13 protein-coding genes are annotated in these 15,240 nt (G+C 30.5%); 3 read left to right on the top strand and 10 right to left on the bottom strand.

The window, feature by feature from the left end:
- Window positions 1-439: 439 nt before the first annotated feature.
- From KQA_RS0217585 to KQA_RS0217570, 4 genes are read right to left on the bottom strand one after another with little or no spacing between them, the layout of a single operon-like run.
- Entirely contained in the window at window positions 440-1,096 is a 657-nt protein-coding gene (locus KQA_RS0217585) for an alpha/beta hydrolase (protein WP_010182922.1), read from the bottom strand.
- A 2-nt stretch (window positions 1,097-1,098) separates the two neighbouring features.
- Window positions 1,099-1,431 (bottom strand): hypothetical protein, encoded by a 333-nt coding sequence (locus tag KQA_RS0217580; RefSeq protein WP_010182921.1) that lies wholly within the window; start codon window positions 1,429-1,431, stop codon window positions 1,099-1,101.
- Window positions 1,432-1,438: 7 nt separating this feature from the next.
- Window positions 1,439-2,695 carry a dihydroorotase gene (locus KQA_RS0217575; protein WP_010182920.1) on the bottom strand — a complete coding sequence of 419 codons (1,257 nt, stop codon included), beginning with the start codon at window positions 2,693-2,695 and terminating at the stop codon, window positions 1,439-1,441.
- Complete coding sequence (locus KQA_RS0217570) at window positions 2,692-4,602, bottom strand: BatA domain-containing protein (protein WP_010182919.1); 1,911 nt, start codon at window positions 4,600-4,602, stop codon at window positions 2,692-2,694. The genes KQA_RS0217575 and KQA_RS0217570 overlap by 4 nt, the downstream gene beginning before the upstream one ends.
- 258 nt (window positions 4,603-4,860) lie before the next feature.
- Between KQA_RS0217570 and KQA_RS0217565 the strand changes: the two genes are divergently transcribed.
- Window positions 4,861-5,325: a hypothetical protein gene (locus KQA_RS0217565; protein WP_010182918.1), complete on the top strand. Its 465-nt coding sequence runs from the start codon at window positions 4,861-4,863 to the stop codon at window positions 5,323-5,325.
- A 200-nt stretch (window positions 5,326-5,525) separates the two neighbouring features.
- On the opposite strand, the gene purB is transcribed toward KQA_RS0217565, so the two are convergent.
- The 6 genes from purB to KQA_RS0217530 all read right to left on the bottom strand — a co-directional run bounded on the left by purB (window position 5,526) and on the right by KQA_RS0217530 (window position 12,808).
- Window positions 5,526-6,872, bottom strand: coding sequence for an adenylosuccinate lyase (gene purB / locus KQA_RS0217555; protein WP_010182916.1), 1,347 nt, complete (start codon window positions 6,870-6,872; stop codon window positions 5,526-5,528).
- A gap of 530 nt (window positions 6,873-7,402) precedes the next feature.
- The gene (locus KQA_RS0217550; RefSeq protein ID WP_010182915.1) at window positions 7,403-7,936 is read right to left on the bottom strand and encodes a class I SAM-dependent methyltransferase; all 534 of its coding nucleotides are present in this window, start codon (window positions 7,934-7,936) and stop codon (window positions 7,403-7,405) included.
- A gap of 166 nt (window positions 7,937-8,102) precedes the next feature.
- Entirely contained in the window at window positions 8,103-10,022 is a 1,920-nt protein-coding gene (locus KQA_RS0217545) for a DUF349 domain-containing protein (protein ID WP_010182913.1), read from the bottom strand.
- An 84-nt stretch (window positions 10,023-10,106) separates the two neighbouring features.
- A complete protein-coding gene (locus KQA_RS0217540; protein ID WP_010182912.1) occupies window positions 10,107-10,841 on the bottom strand; it encodes a shikimate dehydrogenase family protein in 735 nt (244 codons plus the stop codon).
- 30 nt (window positions 10,842-10,871) lie between these two features.
- Window positions 10,872-11,885: a DUF368 domain-containing protein gene (locus KQA_RS0217535; RefSeq protein ID WP_010182911.1), complete on the bottom strand. Its 1,014-nt coding sequence runs from the start codon at window positions 11,883-11,885 to the stop codon at window positions 10,872-10,874.
- Between the two features lie 5 nt (window positions 11,886-11,890).
- Window positions 11,891-12,808: a DUF368 domain-containing protein gene (locus KQA_RS0217530; RefSeq protein WP_010182910.1), complete on the bottom strand. Its 918-nt coding sequence runs from the start codon at window positions 12,806-12,808 to the stop codon at window positions 11,891-11,893.
- A gap of 329 nt (window positions 12,809-13,137) precedes the next feature.
- Here KQA_RS0217530 and KQA_RS21040 point away from each other — a divergent pair, with 329 nt between their 5' ends.
- Both KQA_RS21040 and ettA read left to right on the top strand, forming a co-directional pair.
- Window positions 13,138-13,200, top strand: a complete 63-nt coding sequence (locus KQA_RS21040) for a hypothetical protein (protein ID WP_394330935.1) — start codon at window positions 13,138-13,140, stop codon at window positions 13,198-13,200.
- Window positions 13,201-13,322: 122 nt separating this feature from the next.
- Window positions 13,323-15,014 carry an energy-dependent translational throttle protein EttA gene (gene ettA / locus KQA_RS0217525; protein ID WP_010182908.1) on the top strand — a complete coding sequence of 564 codons (1,692 nt, stop codon included), beginning with the start codon at window positions 13,323-13,325 and terminating at the stop codon, window positions 15,012-15,014.
- Window positions 15,015-15,240 lie beyond the last annotated feature (226 nt).

Below are 15,240 nucleotides of genomic sequence, written 5' to 3'. Positions count from 1 at the left end.
TTTTGTTTTTAACAAAACTAATACAGCAAAGAATATCTCAAAAGATGTACTTGCTCGGGGGAATACAATGATGAAATAGAACTCTGTTATGAGTATTGAAAGCTCAATAAAATCGAATATTTTCTTGATTTTAGCATAGCACGGCTATGGTTAAATCAAAAAATGCAGCGAAGCGTTTGATTCTGCAGAGATTTAGATACGGAATATGTTTTTGATTGCATAATTCGAGTTTAAGACAATCCTTAAGCAATTATGAAAAGTAACAAATTCTTTAGTTTATTTTTATAGGATAGAAGAATGAAATTGTAATCTTATTTTTAGCATTAAATGAATGTAACTTAATTTTAAATCAAAGCCATATATTATAATTCATTTAAAATAAGAGGTTAATTATTGAGCTGGAGATTTAATTAAAATCGTATTACTATATTAATACGTTCTAAATACGTTCAATCAACCACTTTTTTAAATCATAAAAATTTTGAGGGGCCACTCCGTGTCCAACAGGATATTCATTCAATTTAACATCAAAACCTAGGTTATTTAAAAATACAGGTGTTTTTTGTGCCCATTCAATTGGAATAACTTGATCAACAGTTCCGTGAGAAATAAATATATTTAAATTAGAAAAATTAGCAGCTTCATAACCAGGTATTAGCATATCTGGATCAATATAGCCACTTAAACCGATAACGTTTTTAGCTAAATTTGGATAGCTTAGGGCTGTAGCTAAGCTTAATATGCATCCTTGGGAAAAACCGAGCAGCGTAATGTTTGTAGCGTCTAAATTATAAGCTTCTGTGGCTTCTTGTATAAATTTGACTATTTTATCGCGAGAATCAATAGCTTCTTCGGTATCGTTAAATTTACCATTAGCACCATCCCAATGTATAGTGTACCAAGCATTCCCATAGGGTTGCATAGGTTGAGGAGCTCGTACCGAAATGATGAATAATTCTTGGGGTAGTTCAGCTGCAAAACTAAATAAATCATTTTCATCACTTCCATAACCATGAAACATAAAAAGTGCTGCAGGTTTGCTGCTAGTTTTACTAGAAGGTTTTACTATGTGATGTAGTGATAATTCTTTTGTCATAATTATTTTATAAAACTAAATACTTTTTGAAATAAACCACCTATAATGGGGATAGTAGTGGTTTGGTTTTTTAGTGCCGTTGCAAACCCAAAAATCCATATAATAAAAAAAAAAACTAAAAAACCAATTCCAGCTGCAACAGAAGGAAAAATACCTAACAATGCTCCAGTGGCATAAAATAAGGTTTGTATACCTAATGATTGTCTTATGTGAAAATTAGCAAAAGAGTGTTTTTCTTCAAGATTAATGAAAAAGGCTATAATTAAACCTATAAAAGTAAAATAAGCTGCTATGGCGCTAAACTTCGCATTTTCAGAGATTGTATTTTTTGTCATAATTTATTTAGTCATTTAGTACCAATTGGTTATTGGCATAAATACCATATACTTTTCCTTTAAGTTTTTGACCAGTGAAGGCTGTGTTTTTTGAAGTTGTATGTATGTGTTTTTTTTCAAAAAGGAATGAGCCTTCGGTTGTAAATAGACTTAGATTGGCTTGAATACCTTCTTTTATTGGAGAATTTGCATCACAAAATCTATTTCTGGCTGCAGTTAATTTTTCTATAATAACTTCTGTAGGAAGTAGCACAGATAAAGCGCCAAAGGCACTTTCAAGCCCAATTGTTCCGTATTTAGCATTATCAAATTCTACTTGTTTATTTTCAATATCCATAGGACAATGATCCGATGTAATCATATCAATTGTTCCTTCTGTAATTCCTTTAATTAAGGAATGACAATCTTTTTTTGTACGTAATGGAGGCAATACTTTAAAATTGGTATTAAAATCGAATAAAGCACTATCATCAAAAAGAAGATTATGAACAGCGACACTACAGGTGACATCTAAGCCTTTCGCTTTGGCTTCTTTTATAAGATCGACTGATTTAGAAGTAGAAATAGTTGGTATGTGTAATTTACCCCCAGTATATTCTAAAATAAAAAGATCACGTGTAATTTGTAATTCTTCGGCTAAATTAGGAATACCTTTTAAGCCTAATTTTGTACTGTTTTCATTTTCATTGACAATTCCTTTGCCAGCAATATCATTATTTTGAGGATAAGATTGTACTAAACCTCCAAAGCCTTGTGTATATTGTAGCGCTAATTTTAATAAATTAGGATTTTTAATAGGCTTTTTATAGTCCCCAAAACTACACGCTTGATGGGTATGCATATCATATAATTCGGCTAAATCAATGCCTTTCCCTTGTTGTGTTAAACTACCAATAGGGTAAATTTTAGTTGCAGAACCGAGGCTTTTATTTTTTACATAAGCTATTGCACCTGAATTATCGGCAATAGGGGTTGTATTTGGTTGTAAAGCTAAGGCTGTAAATCCACTTTTAGCAGCAGTCAAAAGTCCGTTATTTAAAGTTTCACGTTCTTCATAACCAGGTTCGCCAAAACTAACACTACTATCAAACCACCCTTGAGAAACACATAGGTTTTCTAATTGTATTTCCTTAGTATCAGCCGGAGTTTCAAGTGAATTTGAAATTGCTTCAATCTGTCCTTTTTTTATTAAAATATCCATTTTTTTGTTGTGGAATACTGATTTGGGATCAATAATAATGGCAGATTTAAAAAGTATATTCATTTTAGAAATTTTAAAAGCAGGATTTCAATTGCTAAAAAAGCTAAGGCAAAAATAAGAAACCATTTCCATAATTCTTTAATTTTGAAAGTAGCTTTTACATTAGAAAAATACGAAGTCACGGAGGTACTTAGTGTAGTGTTTTTTAAAGCCGCGCTATCCTCATAGACTAAATTACTTTCTTTAGTAGAGTAATTGTAACTCAGATAACTAAGAATACTGTCATTACTAACCACATTATAATTTCCTGCTTTTTGAGGTATATTTGAAGTTGAAATTTTCACAAAATTTCGATAGGCTTGTTGCAATGGAATAAATTGTTCCTCATTATTTTTAATATGAAGCACATTATCTTGATGCTGTTGATGCGTATTAATGTTAATTTCATTAGGGGCATTAATAAGATAACTAATTTTAGAAGTAGGTGTATTTTGTTTTGCAATATTAAAAAAACAAGGAACGATTAAAGGAGATTTTTTAAAGTTTGTAACTTGTTCATTTAAAGGAACTGAAAATACAAATACATTATTTTGTTGTGCCAAGAAAATAGTATTATCCTCGAGTCCAAGTATTTTTTGAGCGTTTTTAATCTCGTATTGTTCTTTTACAGTAGGGTATTGAAAGTTAGTAATCTTTTTTGAAAATACATCACTAAAAATGGGATGCTCAAAAGAGATATGAGTTATTTTTTTGGGAACTTTAGTATAACTACTAAGTCTAATATCATAGGATTGCTTTAAAAAGGAAGCAAGAGTATTACTTTCATTTGCAGGAGGAATTATAGTTAAAATACCACCTTGATTTGTAAAAGAAGTTAAATTTTGTTTTAAAGCACTTGAAAACTCATTGATTTCATTAATAATTATACAATTACTAGCACTTATATCGGCATAATTTAAGTTAGGCAGTGTGGTACTTTTATATTCAAAAGTTTTATTCGTGTAAATTTTTTGTAAAAAACTATTATCAACATTACCAATGACTAAAACTTTGGCTTTAGGAGGTGTATTTACACTAAAAAAACGTTTATTATCATAAGTTAAGCCAGGACTCATGATTTGGACATAACCATTAATACTAGTGTTTTTAGGTAAAGGGATTTCTATATTTTGTGTGTTGTTTTCAGTGAAATTTAATTCAGCTTTACCAATTAAGTTTTGCCCATTAAAAACAGAAAGTGGTATATTTTCATTAAACTGATTACTGGTTACTAAAATTTCAAGTATGGATTCATTGTTTTTGTTTTTTAAACTCAGACTATCAATAACTACATTTTTTAATTCTTGTGGACTTAATTTTACAAGATCGACAGGAAGTTTAGCTAAACTAGCATAGCTACTATTTGAATGCTTTTGAAAATCAGAAATAGCAATAAAAGCAGTATTATTACTATTATCAGACAATTGCTTAAACTTTAGCTTTAATTGATCGGGAGTTAACTGCTCAGAAACATAATCGATATCCATTAACTCATTTTGAACTTCAGGAATACGAATATCTTTATATATTTCGGTATTTGTAAATAAACTAATAGTTTGGTTTTCGTCAATTTGTTCAATAAGTTCCTGTATGGCTCTTTTTAATAAAGGACCATTGGCACCTTTAGCTTGCATGCTAAAAGAATTATCCAAATAAATAATATATTTATCTGGCTGTTGCTTTTTTGAACTCGACGGCAGGTAAGGCTCAGCAAAAGCTATAATTAATCCAGTAAACAAAAGCATACGGCTTGCCAGTACAAGCCATTTTTTTAATTGAGAACTCTTACGCGTTTGTAAGCGTATTTTTTCTAAAAAAGCAACATTCGTAAATGCAGTCTTTTTAAATTTTCGGAGTTTAAATAAATGGATTAAAATAGGAATGAGTAATGCAAATAAAGCATATAATACTGACGGGTGTTTAAATAGCATTCCAAGTGTTTTGTTATCAAATATATCATTTTATACTTAATAGAATAAATTTTTAGTAACTGAAATTATTAGGAAAAGTTATTTTTTTAGCTGTAATATTCAGTTTATAAATACTTTATATGTTCTAGAGATAGATTGGAATACTTATTGATTACTATTGTTTTGATCATTAATTTACTTTAAACATTACTAATGAAGTTTTAATAACTAAGGCATAATTCAGGTTAAAAAGTTATTTTTGGTAAATAGTTAGAACTAATGAAATTGAAAAAAAACATTTTTATAGTATTCCTATTTTTTACTGCTTTTGGAACGCAAGCTCAAGTAAAAAAATTCCCTAGTTTTGAGGCTGTAGGTACTGTTGAAAAAACAGAAATGAACCCTAAATTATTTCCTTTGTTGTTAAATGTGAAAATTTCTCAAAGTGAAGAAAATGCTAAATTTTATAAAAGTTTTATAGAAAGTTTGACTCATTTTGAGGTATATACTGATGAAAATAAATCTGGTAATGCATTATTGGTTAATAAAGTTCAGCAATTTTTAGCAACAGCTTCCTTTACTAAATTAAATGAAAATGGTTATGAACGGCTTGGACCAAATCAGAAAGAATTTGTATTGATCAAACAAGAAAGTTCGGGGAGAGCTAAAGTATATGCCTTTACAACTAAGTTAAATTTTACTGATGTGAAGGATATTAATCTTTTATTGAATCAGCATTTTTAGAAGCTTTTCTTATATCTTTTAGAATCAAAAAAATTAAATAACAATAAAAAAAAAGCAGTAAAGCCCATAAGGCTTGTACTGCTTTATAATTCATTAAACCACTATAACTCAATAAAACAAATCCAATACAAATAATTGGTGTTAATAAAAAAACTAATCGATCGTTATAGCGTTTTTTTTTCATTACTTGAGTTCAAGTATTAAATACCTGTGTAATTACTTGGAGTTATTTGTTTTAATTCTGTTTTAATAGCATCAGATACTTCTAAGGTATCAATAAAACTTGCTATTGTTTTAGCATTAATTTTTTCATTTGTACGTGTTAAACCTTTTAAGGCTTCGTAAGGATTAGGATAAGCTTCTCTACGTAAAATAGTTTGTATAGCTTCGGCAGCTACAGCCCAATTATTTTCTAGGTCTTGTGCTAATTTAGCTTCGTTTAATAATAATTTATTCAAGCCTTTTAAGCTAGACTGAAATGCGATCAATGTGTGACCTAATGGTACACCTACATTACGTAAAACAGTACTATCTGTAAGGTCTCGTTGTAATCTACTTACAGGTAATTTAGCTGATAAATGCTCAAACAATGCATTAGCAATTCCAATATTTCCTTCACTATTTTCAAAATCAATAGGATTTACTTTATGTGGCATTGCCGAAGATCCTACTTCACCTTTTTTAATTTTTTGTTTGAAATAGTCCATAGATACATAAGTCCATATATCACGATCTAAATCTAAAATAATAGTATTTATTCTTTTTAAAGCATCAAACAAAGCGGCCATATGATCGTAATGCTCAATTTGTGTGGTAGGGAAGGAGTGATGTAAACCTAAAGTTTTTTCAACAAACTTTGTTCCAAAAGCTTTCCAATCTACATTTGGATAAGCAACATAATGCGCATTATAGTTCCCTGTTGCACCTCCAAATTTAGCTGCATCGGGAATATTTTTAATTTGATCAAATTGCTGTTGTAAGCGGACTACAAATACATCAAATTCTTTTCCTAAACGCGTAGGAGAGGCAGGTTGTCCATGCGTACGCGCCAATAAAGGAATATCTTTCCACTCAATAGCTAAAGCTTCGATTTTGGATACTAATTCATTGTATAAAGGGGTGTATACATCGGCTAATGCTTCCTTAATACTCAAAGGTATTGCAGTATTATTTACATCTTGTGAAGTTAATCCAAAATGAATAAATTCTTTGTAAGCTTGTAAACCTAGTGAGTCAAAAGCTTCTTTAATAAAATATTCAACAGCCTTAACATCATGATTGGTAACGCTTTCAATTTCTTTTATTTTAAGAGCATCCTCACTCGAAAAATCAGTATAAATACTTCTCAATTTAGGAAAAACATCAGTATCAATTTCCTGTAATTGAGGTAAAGGAATTTCGCATAAAGCGATAAAATATTCGATTTCGACACGTACACGGTATTTGATAAGTGCTTCTTCGCTAAAATAGGCACTTAAGGCTTTTGTTTTTCCAGCATATCGACCATCAATTGGTGATACTGCTTGCAGCGCTGCAATTTGAGACATTTGAATGTTTTTGAATTTGCTGCAAATATACGGAAACTGTCTAAACAAATTTTGTGTTCTACAATGCTATCGATAAACAAAAAGTAATCAATGCAAAATAAGTCTTATGTCTAAACTTAAAATAATAAATGGCAACGGTTTAGATTTAGTTTATTGGTCTCAAAAATAGTTAAACCCGAATTATACATTAAAAAATCTATTACGTCTGCGATCTATTTCAAATACTATCGTAAACTGTGTTTTTTAATTTAACCATAACGGTGCTATGCTGAAATTAAGAAAACACTAGTATTTATTGTATATCACAGCCTCATGACAAAGTTTCAATGCATAATTCGGGTTAAAACTATGCACTTTAGCGCATCTCGATTTTAGCTTCTAAAAATAGGACAAAGAGCTATTAGCAGTTAGCTTTTAGCTCTTGGATTTTTACATATTTATTGCTAACTGTTAGCGGCTAATTGCTAAGAGCAAAATGAATGTTGAAAAAGATGGTGACTCTCAATCATAAAAGAAACTATGATAGTGGTTTATTTACTTAAAATGATATGATCATTATGTATAACTAATTGACTAAACCCACAATTTTCTTTGATAAACTCTAAGCTTTTTTTGGTATAAAATACCACATGTGTTGGGTCATTTTTATACCACCACGTACCAAAATCAATTGTATTGTCGTATAAATAAGTTTTTAAAAACAGCTTTCCATTGGGAAGCAATAGTTGGTTTAATTTTTTAAACTCTAAAAAGGGAGTATAAAAATGTTCTGCAACTTCACAACAAGTAATAAAATCATAGGTTAATTTAAGTGGGGCTGTATTAGGAAAGTAGATAGGATCGTAACCATTAATAGAGAAACCTTTTCGTTGTAACAATTGTTGTACAATAGCTGTTTTACCACAACCATAGTCTAGGCCTATATTAGTGGTTTTGTAATTAGTAGTAACACTATTTATTAAAGGAGAAACAAAATTTTGATAACCTTTATCTTCAATATCATCACTATGCTTATCATAGCGTTCTTTTTCAAAAGTAGGGAGTAAATAAAAATCAGGATGCAAACAAATTGTACTGCAATGATTACATTGATAATAAGTTCGTTTTTTTGTTTTAAATAAAAGCAGGGTATGAGTGCTATTGCACAGGGAGCATTGCATAACATTTGATAAATTAAAAAATCCACTTAATATAAGATTAAGTGGATTGTAATACTAGTATTAAAAAGAATTAAAGTGATTTTATTTTAGCCCACTTTTCCTTCCAAAGACTTAAATCATTTTGAAATTTATCAATTTTTTTATAAACATCTGCTACCATAGGATTTGATTTATCCGCATGTTTAAAAAACTGTAAATTATTCTCTAATTGAAGAATTTCAGATTTTAATTCATCCATACGTTTACGTATAAATGACTTTTCATCAAGCAGTAAACGTTCGTTATTTTGAGCAGTAATTTCCGCTAATTTATTATCGAATTTTATCAATTCAGCCTCCTTTTTATTCAAATTAAGTTTGGCAAACATAGCATCCAAAATTTGGCTAAATTCTTCTTCAATTTTACGTTTTTTATAAGGTACACTACCTAATGTTTTCCATTCATTTATTTTAGAAATAACAGATTCCAAATCGGTTACTTCAAATGATTTCAAAGTATCAATAAATTCGACTTTTTTCTCTAAAGCCTCTTCTTGGGCAGCACTAGTAGCTTCTTTTTTATTATTAATTCGATCAAAATAGTGATTACAAGCATCTTTAAACTGTTTCCATACTTTATCACTATCTTTCCTAGGAACATGACCAATTGATTTCCATTCACTTTGTATACGCTTCATTAATGGCGTTACAATGTCAAAATCATCACTATCTTTATTAGCTTCTGCTGTAGCTATTAAATCACGTTTCTTTTTAAGGTTATCTAATTGATCACCTTTAATTTGTTTGTAGAATTCGTTTTTTGCTTTATTAAAATTACGTTCAGCAGCACGAAATTCATCCCAAATACTATTCTTAAATTCGTTGGGTACTCGACCTACTTTTTTGAATTTATCATGAAGTTCTTCCACCTGTTTCATGGCTTTTTGCCAATCATTATGGTTATTTTTAGGAACTTCTGTGAGTTGGTTGATCTGATTAATAATTTCTTTACGACCGGCTAAATTTTCTTCTTGCTTTGCGTCTTGTTCGGCATAATGAGCTTGTCGATTATCATGTATTTCACGGGTTAGCTCACTAAATTTATCCCAAATTAAATCTTTATATTCTTTAGCAACAGGTCCAATTTCTTCTTTCCAAATTTTATGTAAAACCTGTAATTCTCTAAAAGCCCTATTGATATTTGTTTCTTGAGTAAGCTCCTTGGCACGTTCAATAATTTTTACTTTTTGCTCTAAATTATGTTTATAATCTAAATCTCTAAATTCACGATCTAAGTGAATTATTTCATAAAATTTATCAACATGGTGGTAAAAAGTATTCCAAACTACATTATTTTGATCTCTTGGAATAGCACCTGCTTGATGCCAATGTTCCTTTATATCCTTAAAAATGTTAAACTTTTTATTTACCGTTTCGTTGGAAGAAATTAATTCTTTAAGCTGTTCAATAAGCTCTAAACGATGTTTTAAATTCTTTTCAAGGTTTGTTTTTAAAGTTTTATAGTAATCGTTTTTCTTATCCTTATAATTAAAATACAACTCATTAAATTCACGCTTTAATGGAGTTGTAAAATAAAAGTCAATTTCATTCCCACCTTCTGCAATAAAGGCTTCTTTACTTTTAGCGGCCTTTTCGTCAAAGTTTTTGTTAAAAAACTTACGAATATCTTCAACTTGATCCTTTATTAATTGTACAGGATAACTATTGGAAAGCTTTTTTAAACTCGCTAAAAGTTCTTCTTGTCCAAAGGCTGCATAATCCTCAACTGGTATTTCAATACTCTTTTCAGGGGTAGCTTCTTTTGTGGGTACTTCATTTTCATTTACCTCCGTTTCATTAGTAGCGTCAGGCTCATTAATATTTGAAGTTTCTGCAGCTTCAGGTTCTGTAGCATTACTTTTTTCATCAACATTCGTAGTTGATGATTCATTTTCTGCAGCAGCATCATTTTGAGCTTCTAAATCGGTATTTAAATTTTCACTAATAGACATTGGTAAACGATTTCAATTTTAGATTTTTGAAAGATAATAAAAATTGGGAGTAAATAAGCACAAATATAGTATTGAAAATATTGCCTATGAATTCCAGATTTCATAAGATTTTTCAGCTTGTAAAATAAGCATTTGCAATCCATTACTAATTATAGCTTCTTTTTCAGCCCCTTTTTTTAGAAAAGTAGTTTCTGCAGGATTGTAAATAAGATCATATAAAACATGCTTACTTGTAATAAATTCATAAGGAATATCGGGGCAAGCAGCTACATTAGGGAAGGTACCTAATGGGGTACAATTAATAATTAATAAATTATCTTCAATGATATTTTGATTCAATTCTTCGTAAGTGTATTTACCTTCTTTTTTATTTCTTGAAACAAAAGTATAAGCAATCCCTAAACTTTCAAGTGCATAAGCAACAGCCTTTGAGGCACCACCTGTACCAAGTAATAAAGCTTTTTTAGGTGTTGTTTTTTCTAATAATGGGAGTAAAGAATTTTTGAAACCATAAAAATCACTGTTATAGCCTGTCAAACTACCATCTTTTTCAAATTTAACAACATTGACTGCTCCAATGGTTTCGGCAATAGGGTCTAAGCGTTTCAAAAACGGAAAAATTGCTTGTTTATAAGGTATGGTAACATTTAAACCATTTAGGGGATTAGCTTTTAATACGTCATTTAGTTCTTCAATATTTTGTAGATCAAAATTCTGGTAGCTCGCATCTATTTGTTCTTTTTCAAAGCGTTCACCAAAATAGGATGCCGAAAAGGAATAGCTGATATTTTTTCCTAATAAACCGTAAGTCTTTTTCATTTTTATATTTCCCTTTTCGGGAAGCTTTAATTATTTGGTAGTTTTATTTCCTATAAAATCTAAATACAATACTACAGCAATCCCTAATATAATCCAAAGTAAAGCGATATATGTATTGGTATTTAATTCTGGAAAATAACGTTCAAAATGATCTAATATAGGATTACCATTATTATCAATTAAAAGTTTGCCTACTGTATCGGATTTATAAATTTTGTGTTTCCAAGGCCATACAACGCCAAGTGAACCAACTATAAAGCCTATTATACTAGCAAAAGTTTGATTTTTATATTGTTTAAGTACATATCCCAATAAATGTGATAAACTAACCATACCAACAAGTGAGCCTACACTAAAAACAATAAGTACAGTTAATAATCGCATGTGGATTGGATCATTAAAAAAGCTATAGTCGTTATTAAAAATATGAATAAAGGTGTCAAATAGTGTATTGACAGAATCCACTAATAATAATACATAATTTCCTAATAAAATTAGGATGAAAGAACCCGAAAGACCAGGTAGAGTCATACCCGAAACTCCAATAATACCACAAAAAAACACAAAAACTAAATTATCATTTTGTGTACTAGGTGGTAATAAGCTAATAGCAATGCCTGCTAAAGTACCACTAACTAAAAAGGATAATGTGGAAGCATTCCAATTTTTAAAAGTACGTGCTATATAGACAACAGATCCTATGATCATTCCAAAAAACAAAGACCAAACATAAAGCTCGTGAGTAATTAAAAAATAATCTAATAGTTTAGAGACACTAAAGTAACTAATGAGCATTCCTAAAATTAGTAGACCTAAAAAGGAACCATTAATGTATCGAAAAAAGCTAGCCCACCTAAAGTTTATAAATAACTTAAAGGCTTTTAAGTTTACTTTTTGAAGCGAATAAATAAATTCTTCATAAAAACCAGCAACAAAAGCCACAACACCACCAGAAACCCCCGGGACTTTATTGGCTGCACCCATAGCTAATCCTTTTAAAACTAATAGGATTTTATCTGCTAAAGTGCGCGTGTTTTCTGCCATTGATACTATTTATTTCGTTCCCCCAATTTTTCTAATGCTAAAATACTTATAAAACCTAAAATGCTTAATCCAATAGCATATAGTATTTGTGGATCTCCAGCATAATTACCAGGTAATACAGAATCATCCTTTAAGATATGTGTTTTATCGCCAATAACAACGGATTCTAATACTTTTTTCCAAGGCCAAATTTTATTGAGCGACCCTAAGATGAAGCCCGTAAGTATAGCTAATGTAGCATTCTTATAATTGTTGAATAACCATTTTAATAATCTAGAAAAGGATAATAAACCGATAATAGCCCCTAAAGCTACAGCACCTACTTTTTTTAAATCATGATTATGTACCGATTCACTAATGGTAGCATAAGCACCTAATAAAACAAGGATAAATGCTCCAGAAATACCAGGTAATATCATAGCACAACTAGCTATTGCTCCAGCTAATACTAAAAAGGCAGTGCTATCGATCCCTTGCATTGTACTTAATTTTGTTATTCCAAAAGCGCCAATAGCACTAACTATTAATAAAATAATAGTAATTGCATTCCATTTAGTAATTTGTTTGGCAACAAAAAGTATACTAGCAAGCACTAATCCAAAAAAGAAGGCCCAAATTTTAATAGGGTGATTTTCTAATAAAAAATGCATAACTTTCATTACACTTAATGCACTTATAATAATTCCAAAAGCAAGTGCCGTTAAAAAATTAGCATTAGCTTTTTGCCAAAAGGCTTTGAAACCATCTGTTTTGATTGTTTTAAAAAGGGCCAGATTGATATTTGAAATACTTTCAACTAACTCTTGATAAATACCAGAAATAAAAGCAATTGTACCTCCTGATACACCAGGAACTACATCTGCTGCTCCCATGGCCATACCTTTTAATAAAATAATAAAGTAATCTTTAACTGTTCTTTGCATAGTTTTAATTAGGTATTATACGATTTACTGATAAGAATTTCGCATATATGCTGTTTCTTTTTCACAATTCTTGCGTTAAAAAAAACAACCTTAGCTAAGGCTATGCTTGATTTTTTTGCCTTAGACTAGCAAAAAATAATTCAACATATTTATACGAAATTCTTATCAGTAAATCGTATTATTTTTAGCTAATGCCAAAAGTAATTAAAAATAGGAGAGGAGTGACATTAAAAAAACTCTAAGCTTTATTTAATTCGAATTAAATATTATCGTAATAACTTCAGTATATCAAAAGAGGGTTAATAAATTTATAAAACTTAGAATATGGTTTGTATATATTGAAAATAAAAGATGAAAATACAGTTTACACTAGAAGATTTATTATTGACTAATTCAATAATTTGAATCCATTATTATAAATGCGATATTTGCAAGAGTAGATTTAACCTTTCAGTTATATTAAGTATTTGATAAGGTAGATTTATTAATTATCAATATTCTTTAAAAACGCAAAATGTCAGACGATAAGAAGATCATTTTCTCCATGTCGGGGTTAACAAAAACGTATAAGAGTGCTAATACACCAGTACTTAAAAACATATACTTAAGCTTTTTTTACGGAGCTAAAATTGGAATTTTAGGACTTAATGGTTCGGGTAAATCTACCTTACTTAAAATTATAGCAGGAGTTGACAATAACTACCAAGGTGATGTGGTATTTTCACAGGGCTACACCGTAGGTTATCTAGAGCAAGAACCTGAACTAGATCCAGAAAAAACGGTATTAGAGGTAGTAAAAGAGGGTGCAGCAGCAACCGTTGCAATTCTTGATGAATACAATTCGATTAATGATCAATTTGGTTTAGAAGAAGTATACAGTGATGCCGATAAGATGGAAAAGTTGATGGCGCGTCAGGCTGTTTTACAAGATGAGATTGATGCAGCTGATGCTTGGGAATTAGATACCAAACTTGAAATTGCCATGGATGCGTTACGGACTCCCGATGGCGACAAAAAAATTGGTCCACTTTCTGGGGGTGAAAAACGTCGTGTGGCTTTATGTAGATTATTGTTACAAGAGCCTGATGTATTATTATTGGATGAACCGACAAACCACTTGGATGCAGAATCGGTACATTGGTTAGAGCATCATTTAGCACAATATAAAGGGACTGTAATTGCCGTAACTCACGATAGATACTTTTTAGATAATATTGCTGGTTGGATTTTAGAGTTGGATAGAGGTGAGGGGATTCCTTGGAAAGGAAATTACTCTTCTTGGCTTGACCAAAAATCTAAACGCATGGCTCAAGAGTCTAAAACGGCTTCAAAACGTCAAAAAACATTAGAACGTGAGTTAGAATGGGTAAAGCAAGGAGCTAAAGGACGTCAAACAAAGCAAAAAGCACGTTTGAAGAATTATGATAAGTTAATGAGTCAAGATCAAAAGCAGGTCGACGAAAAGTTAGAAATATACATTCCTAATGGACCTAGACTTGGTACCAATGTAATTGAAGCTTCTGGTGTTAGTAAAGCTTTTGATGATAAGTTGTTATATGAAGATTTAAATTTCAATTTACCACAAGCAGGTATAGTTGGAATCATAGGGCCTAATGGAGCAGGTAAAACGACTATTTTTAAAATGATTATGGGCGAAGAGCAACCTGATAAAGGAGCTTTTGTAGTTGGTGAAACTGCTAAAATAGCCTATGTAGATCAAGCACATAGTAATATTGATCCAGATAAAACGATTTGGCAAAATTTTTCTGATGAGCAAGAATTAGTTATGATGGGCGGACGTCAAGTAAATTCCAGGGCTTATTTAAGTCGTTTTAACTTTAGTGGTAGTGAGCAAAATAAAAAAGTAGCGACATTATCTGGAGGTGAACGTAACCGTTTACATTTAGCCATGACATTGAAAGAAGAAGGAAATGTACTTTTATTAGATGAGCCTACCAATGATTTGGATGTAAATACACTAAGGGCATTAGAGGAAGGATTAGAAAACTTTGCGGGTTGTGCTGTAGTAATTAGTCACGACCGTTGGTTTTTAGATCGTATTTGTACGCATATCTTAGCCTTTGAAGGAGATTCGCAAGTCTATTTCTTTGAAGGAAGTTTTTCTGATTACGAAGAAAATAAAAAGAAACGTTTAGGTGGCGATTTAATGCCGAAACGTATTAAATACAAAAAATTAGTACGTTAATTAAACTCGTTCATTTGATTTGATTAATATTTATAAGAATAAAGTCGCTATGAATAATACTATTCATAGTATAAAAATGAAGATACCTTTGTTTTTTAGTTCTCTTTAATCGTAAATTAATATACTTAGATTATTAATAGATTAAAAACAAGATTTGAATTTGTCAAGGCGCATTCAGAATACTCAAAACCCTTGTAAATACGAGGGTTTTGTCGTAAATTAATGT

The sequence above is a fragment of the Aquimarina agarilytica ZC1 genome, from assembly GCF_000255455.1.
Lineage (GTDB): Bacteria > Bacteroidota > Bacteroidia > Flavobacteriales > Flavobacteriaceae > Aquimarina > Aquimarina agarilytica.
The sequence above is the reverse complement of the archived record's forward strand: the minus strand, read 5'-3'. Positions and strand labels throughout refer to the sequence as shown.

What these genes read in the sequence shown, in the direction of transcription:
- KQA_RS0217585 (WP_010182922.1), bottom strand. Translation starts at nt 1,096, where the DNA reads ATGACAAAAGAATTATCACTACATCACATAGTAAAACCTTCTAGTAAA.
- KQA_RS0217580 (WP_010182921.1), bottom strand. Translation starts at nt 1,431, where the DNA reads ATGACAAAAAATACAATCTCTGAAAATGCGAAGTTTAGCGCCATAGCA.
- KQA_RS0217575 (WP_010182920.1), bottom strand. Translation starts at nt 2,695, where the DNA reads ATGAATATACTTTTTAAATCTGCCATTATTATTGATCCCAAATCAGTA.
- KQA_RS0217570 (WP_010182919.1), bottom strand. Translation starts at nt 4,602, where the DNA reads ATGCTATTTAAACACCCGTCAGTATTATATGCTTTATTTGCATTACTC.
- KQA_RS0217565 (WP_010182918.1), top strand. Translation starts at nt 4,861, where the DNA reads ATGAAATTGAAAAAAAACATTTTTATAGTATTCCTATTTTTTACTGCT.
- purB (WP_010182916.1), bottom strand. Translation starts at nt 6,872, where the DNA reads ATGTCTCAAATTGCAGCGCTGCAAGCAGTATCACCAATTGATGGTCGA.
- KQA_RS0217545 (WP_010182913.1), bottom strand. Translation starts at nt 10,022, where the DNA reads ATGTCTATTAGTGAAAATTTAAATACCGATTTAGAAGCTCAAAATGAT.
- KQA_RS0217540 (WP_010182912.1), bottom strand. Translation starts at nt 10,841, where the DNA reads ATGAAAAAGACTTACGGTTTATTAGGAAAAAATATCAGCTATTCCTTT.
- KQA_RS0217535 (WP_010182911.1), bottom strand. Translation starts at nt 11,885, where the DNA reads ATGGCAGAAAACACGCGCACTTTAGCAGATAAAATCCTATTAGTTTTA.
- KQA_RS0217530 (WP_010182910.1), bottom strand. Translation starts at nt 12,808, where the DNA reads ATGCAAAGAACAGTTAAAGATTACTTTATTATTTTATTAAAAGGTATG.
- ettA (WP_010182908.1), top strand. Translation starts at nt 13,323, where the DNA reads ATGTCAGACGATAAGAAGATCATTTTCTCCATGTCGGGGTTAACAAAA.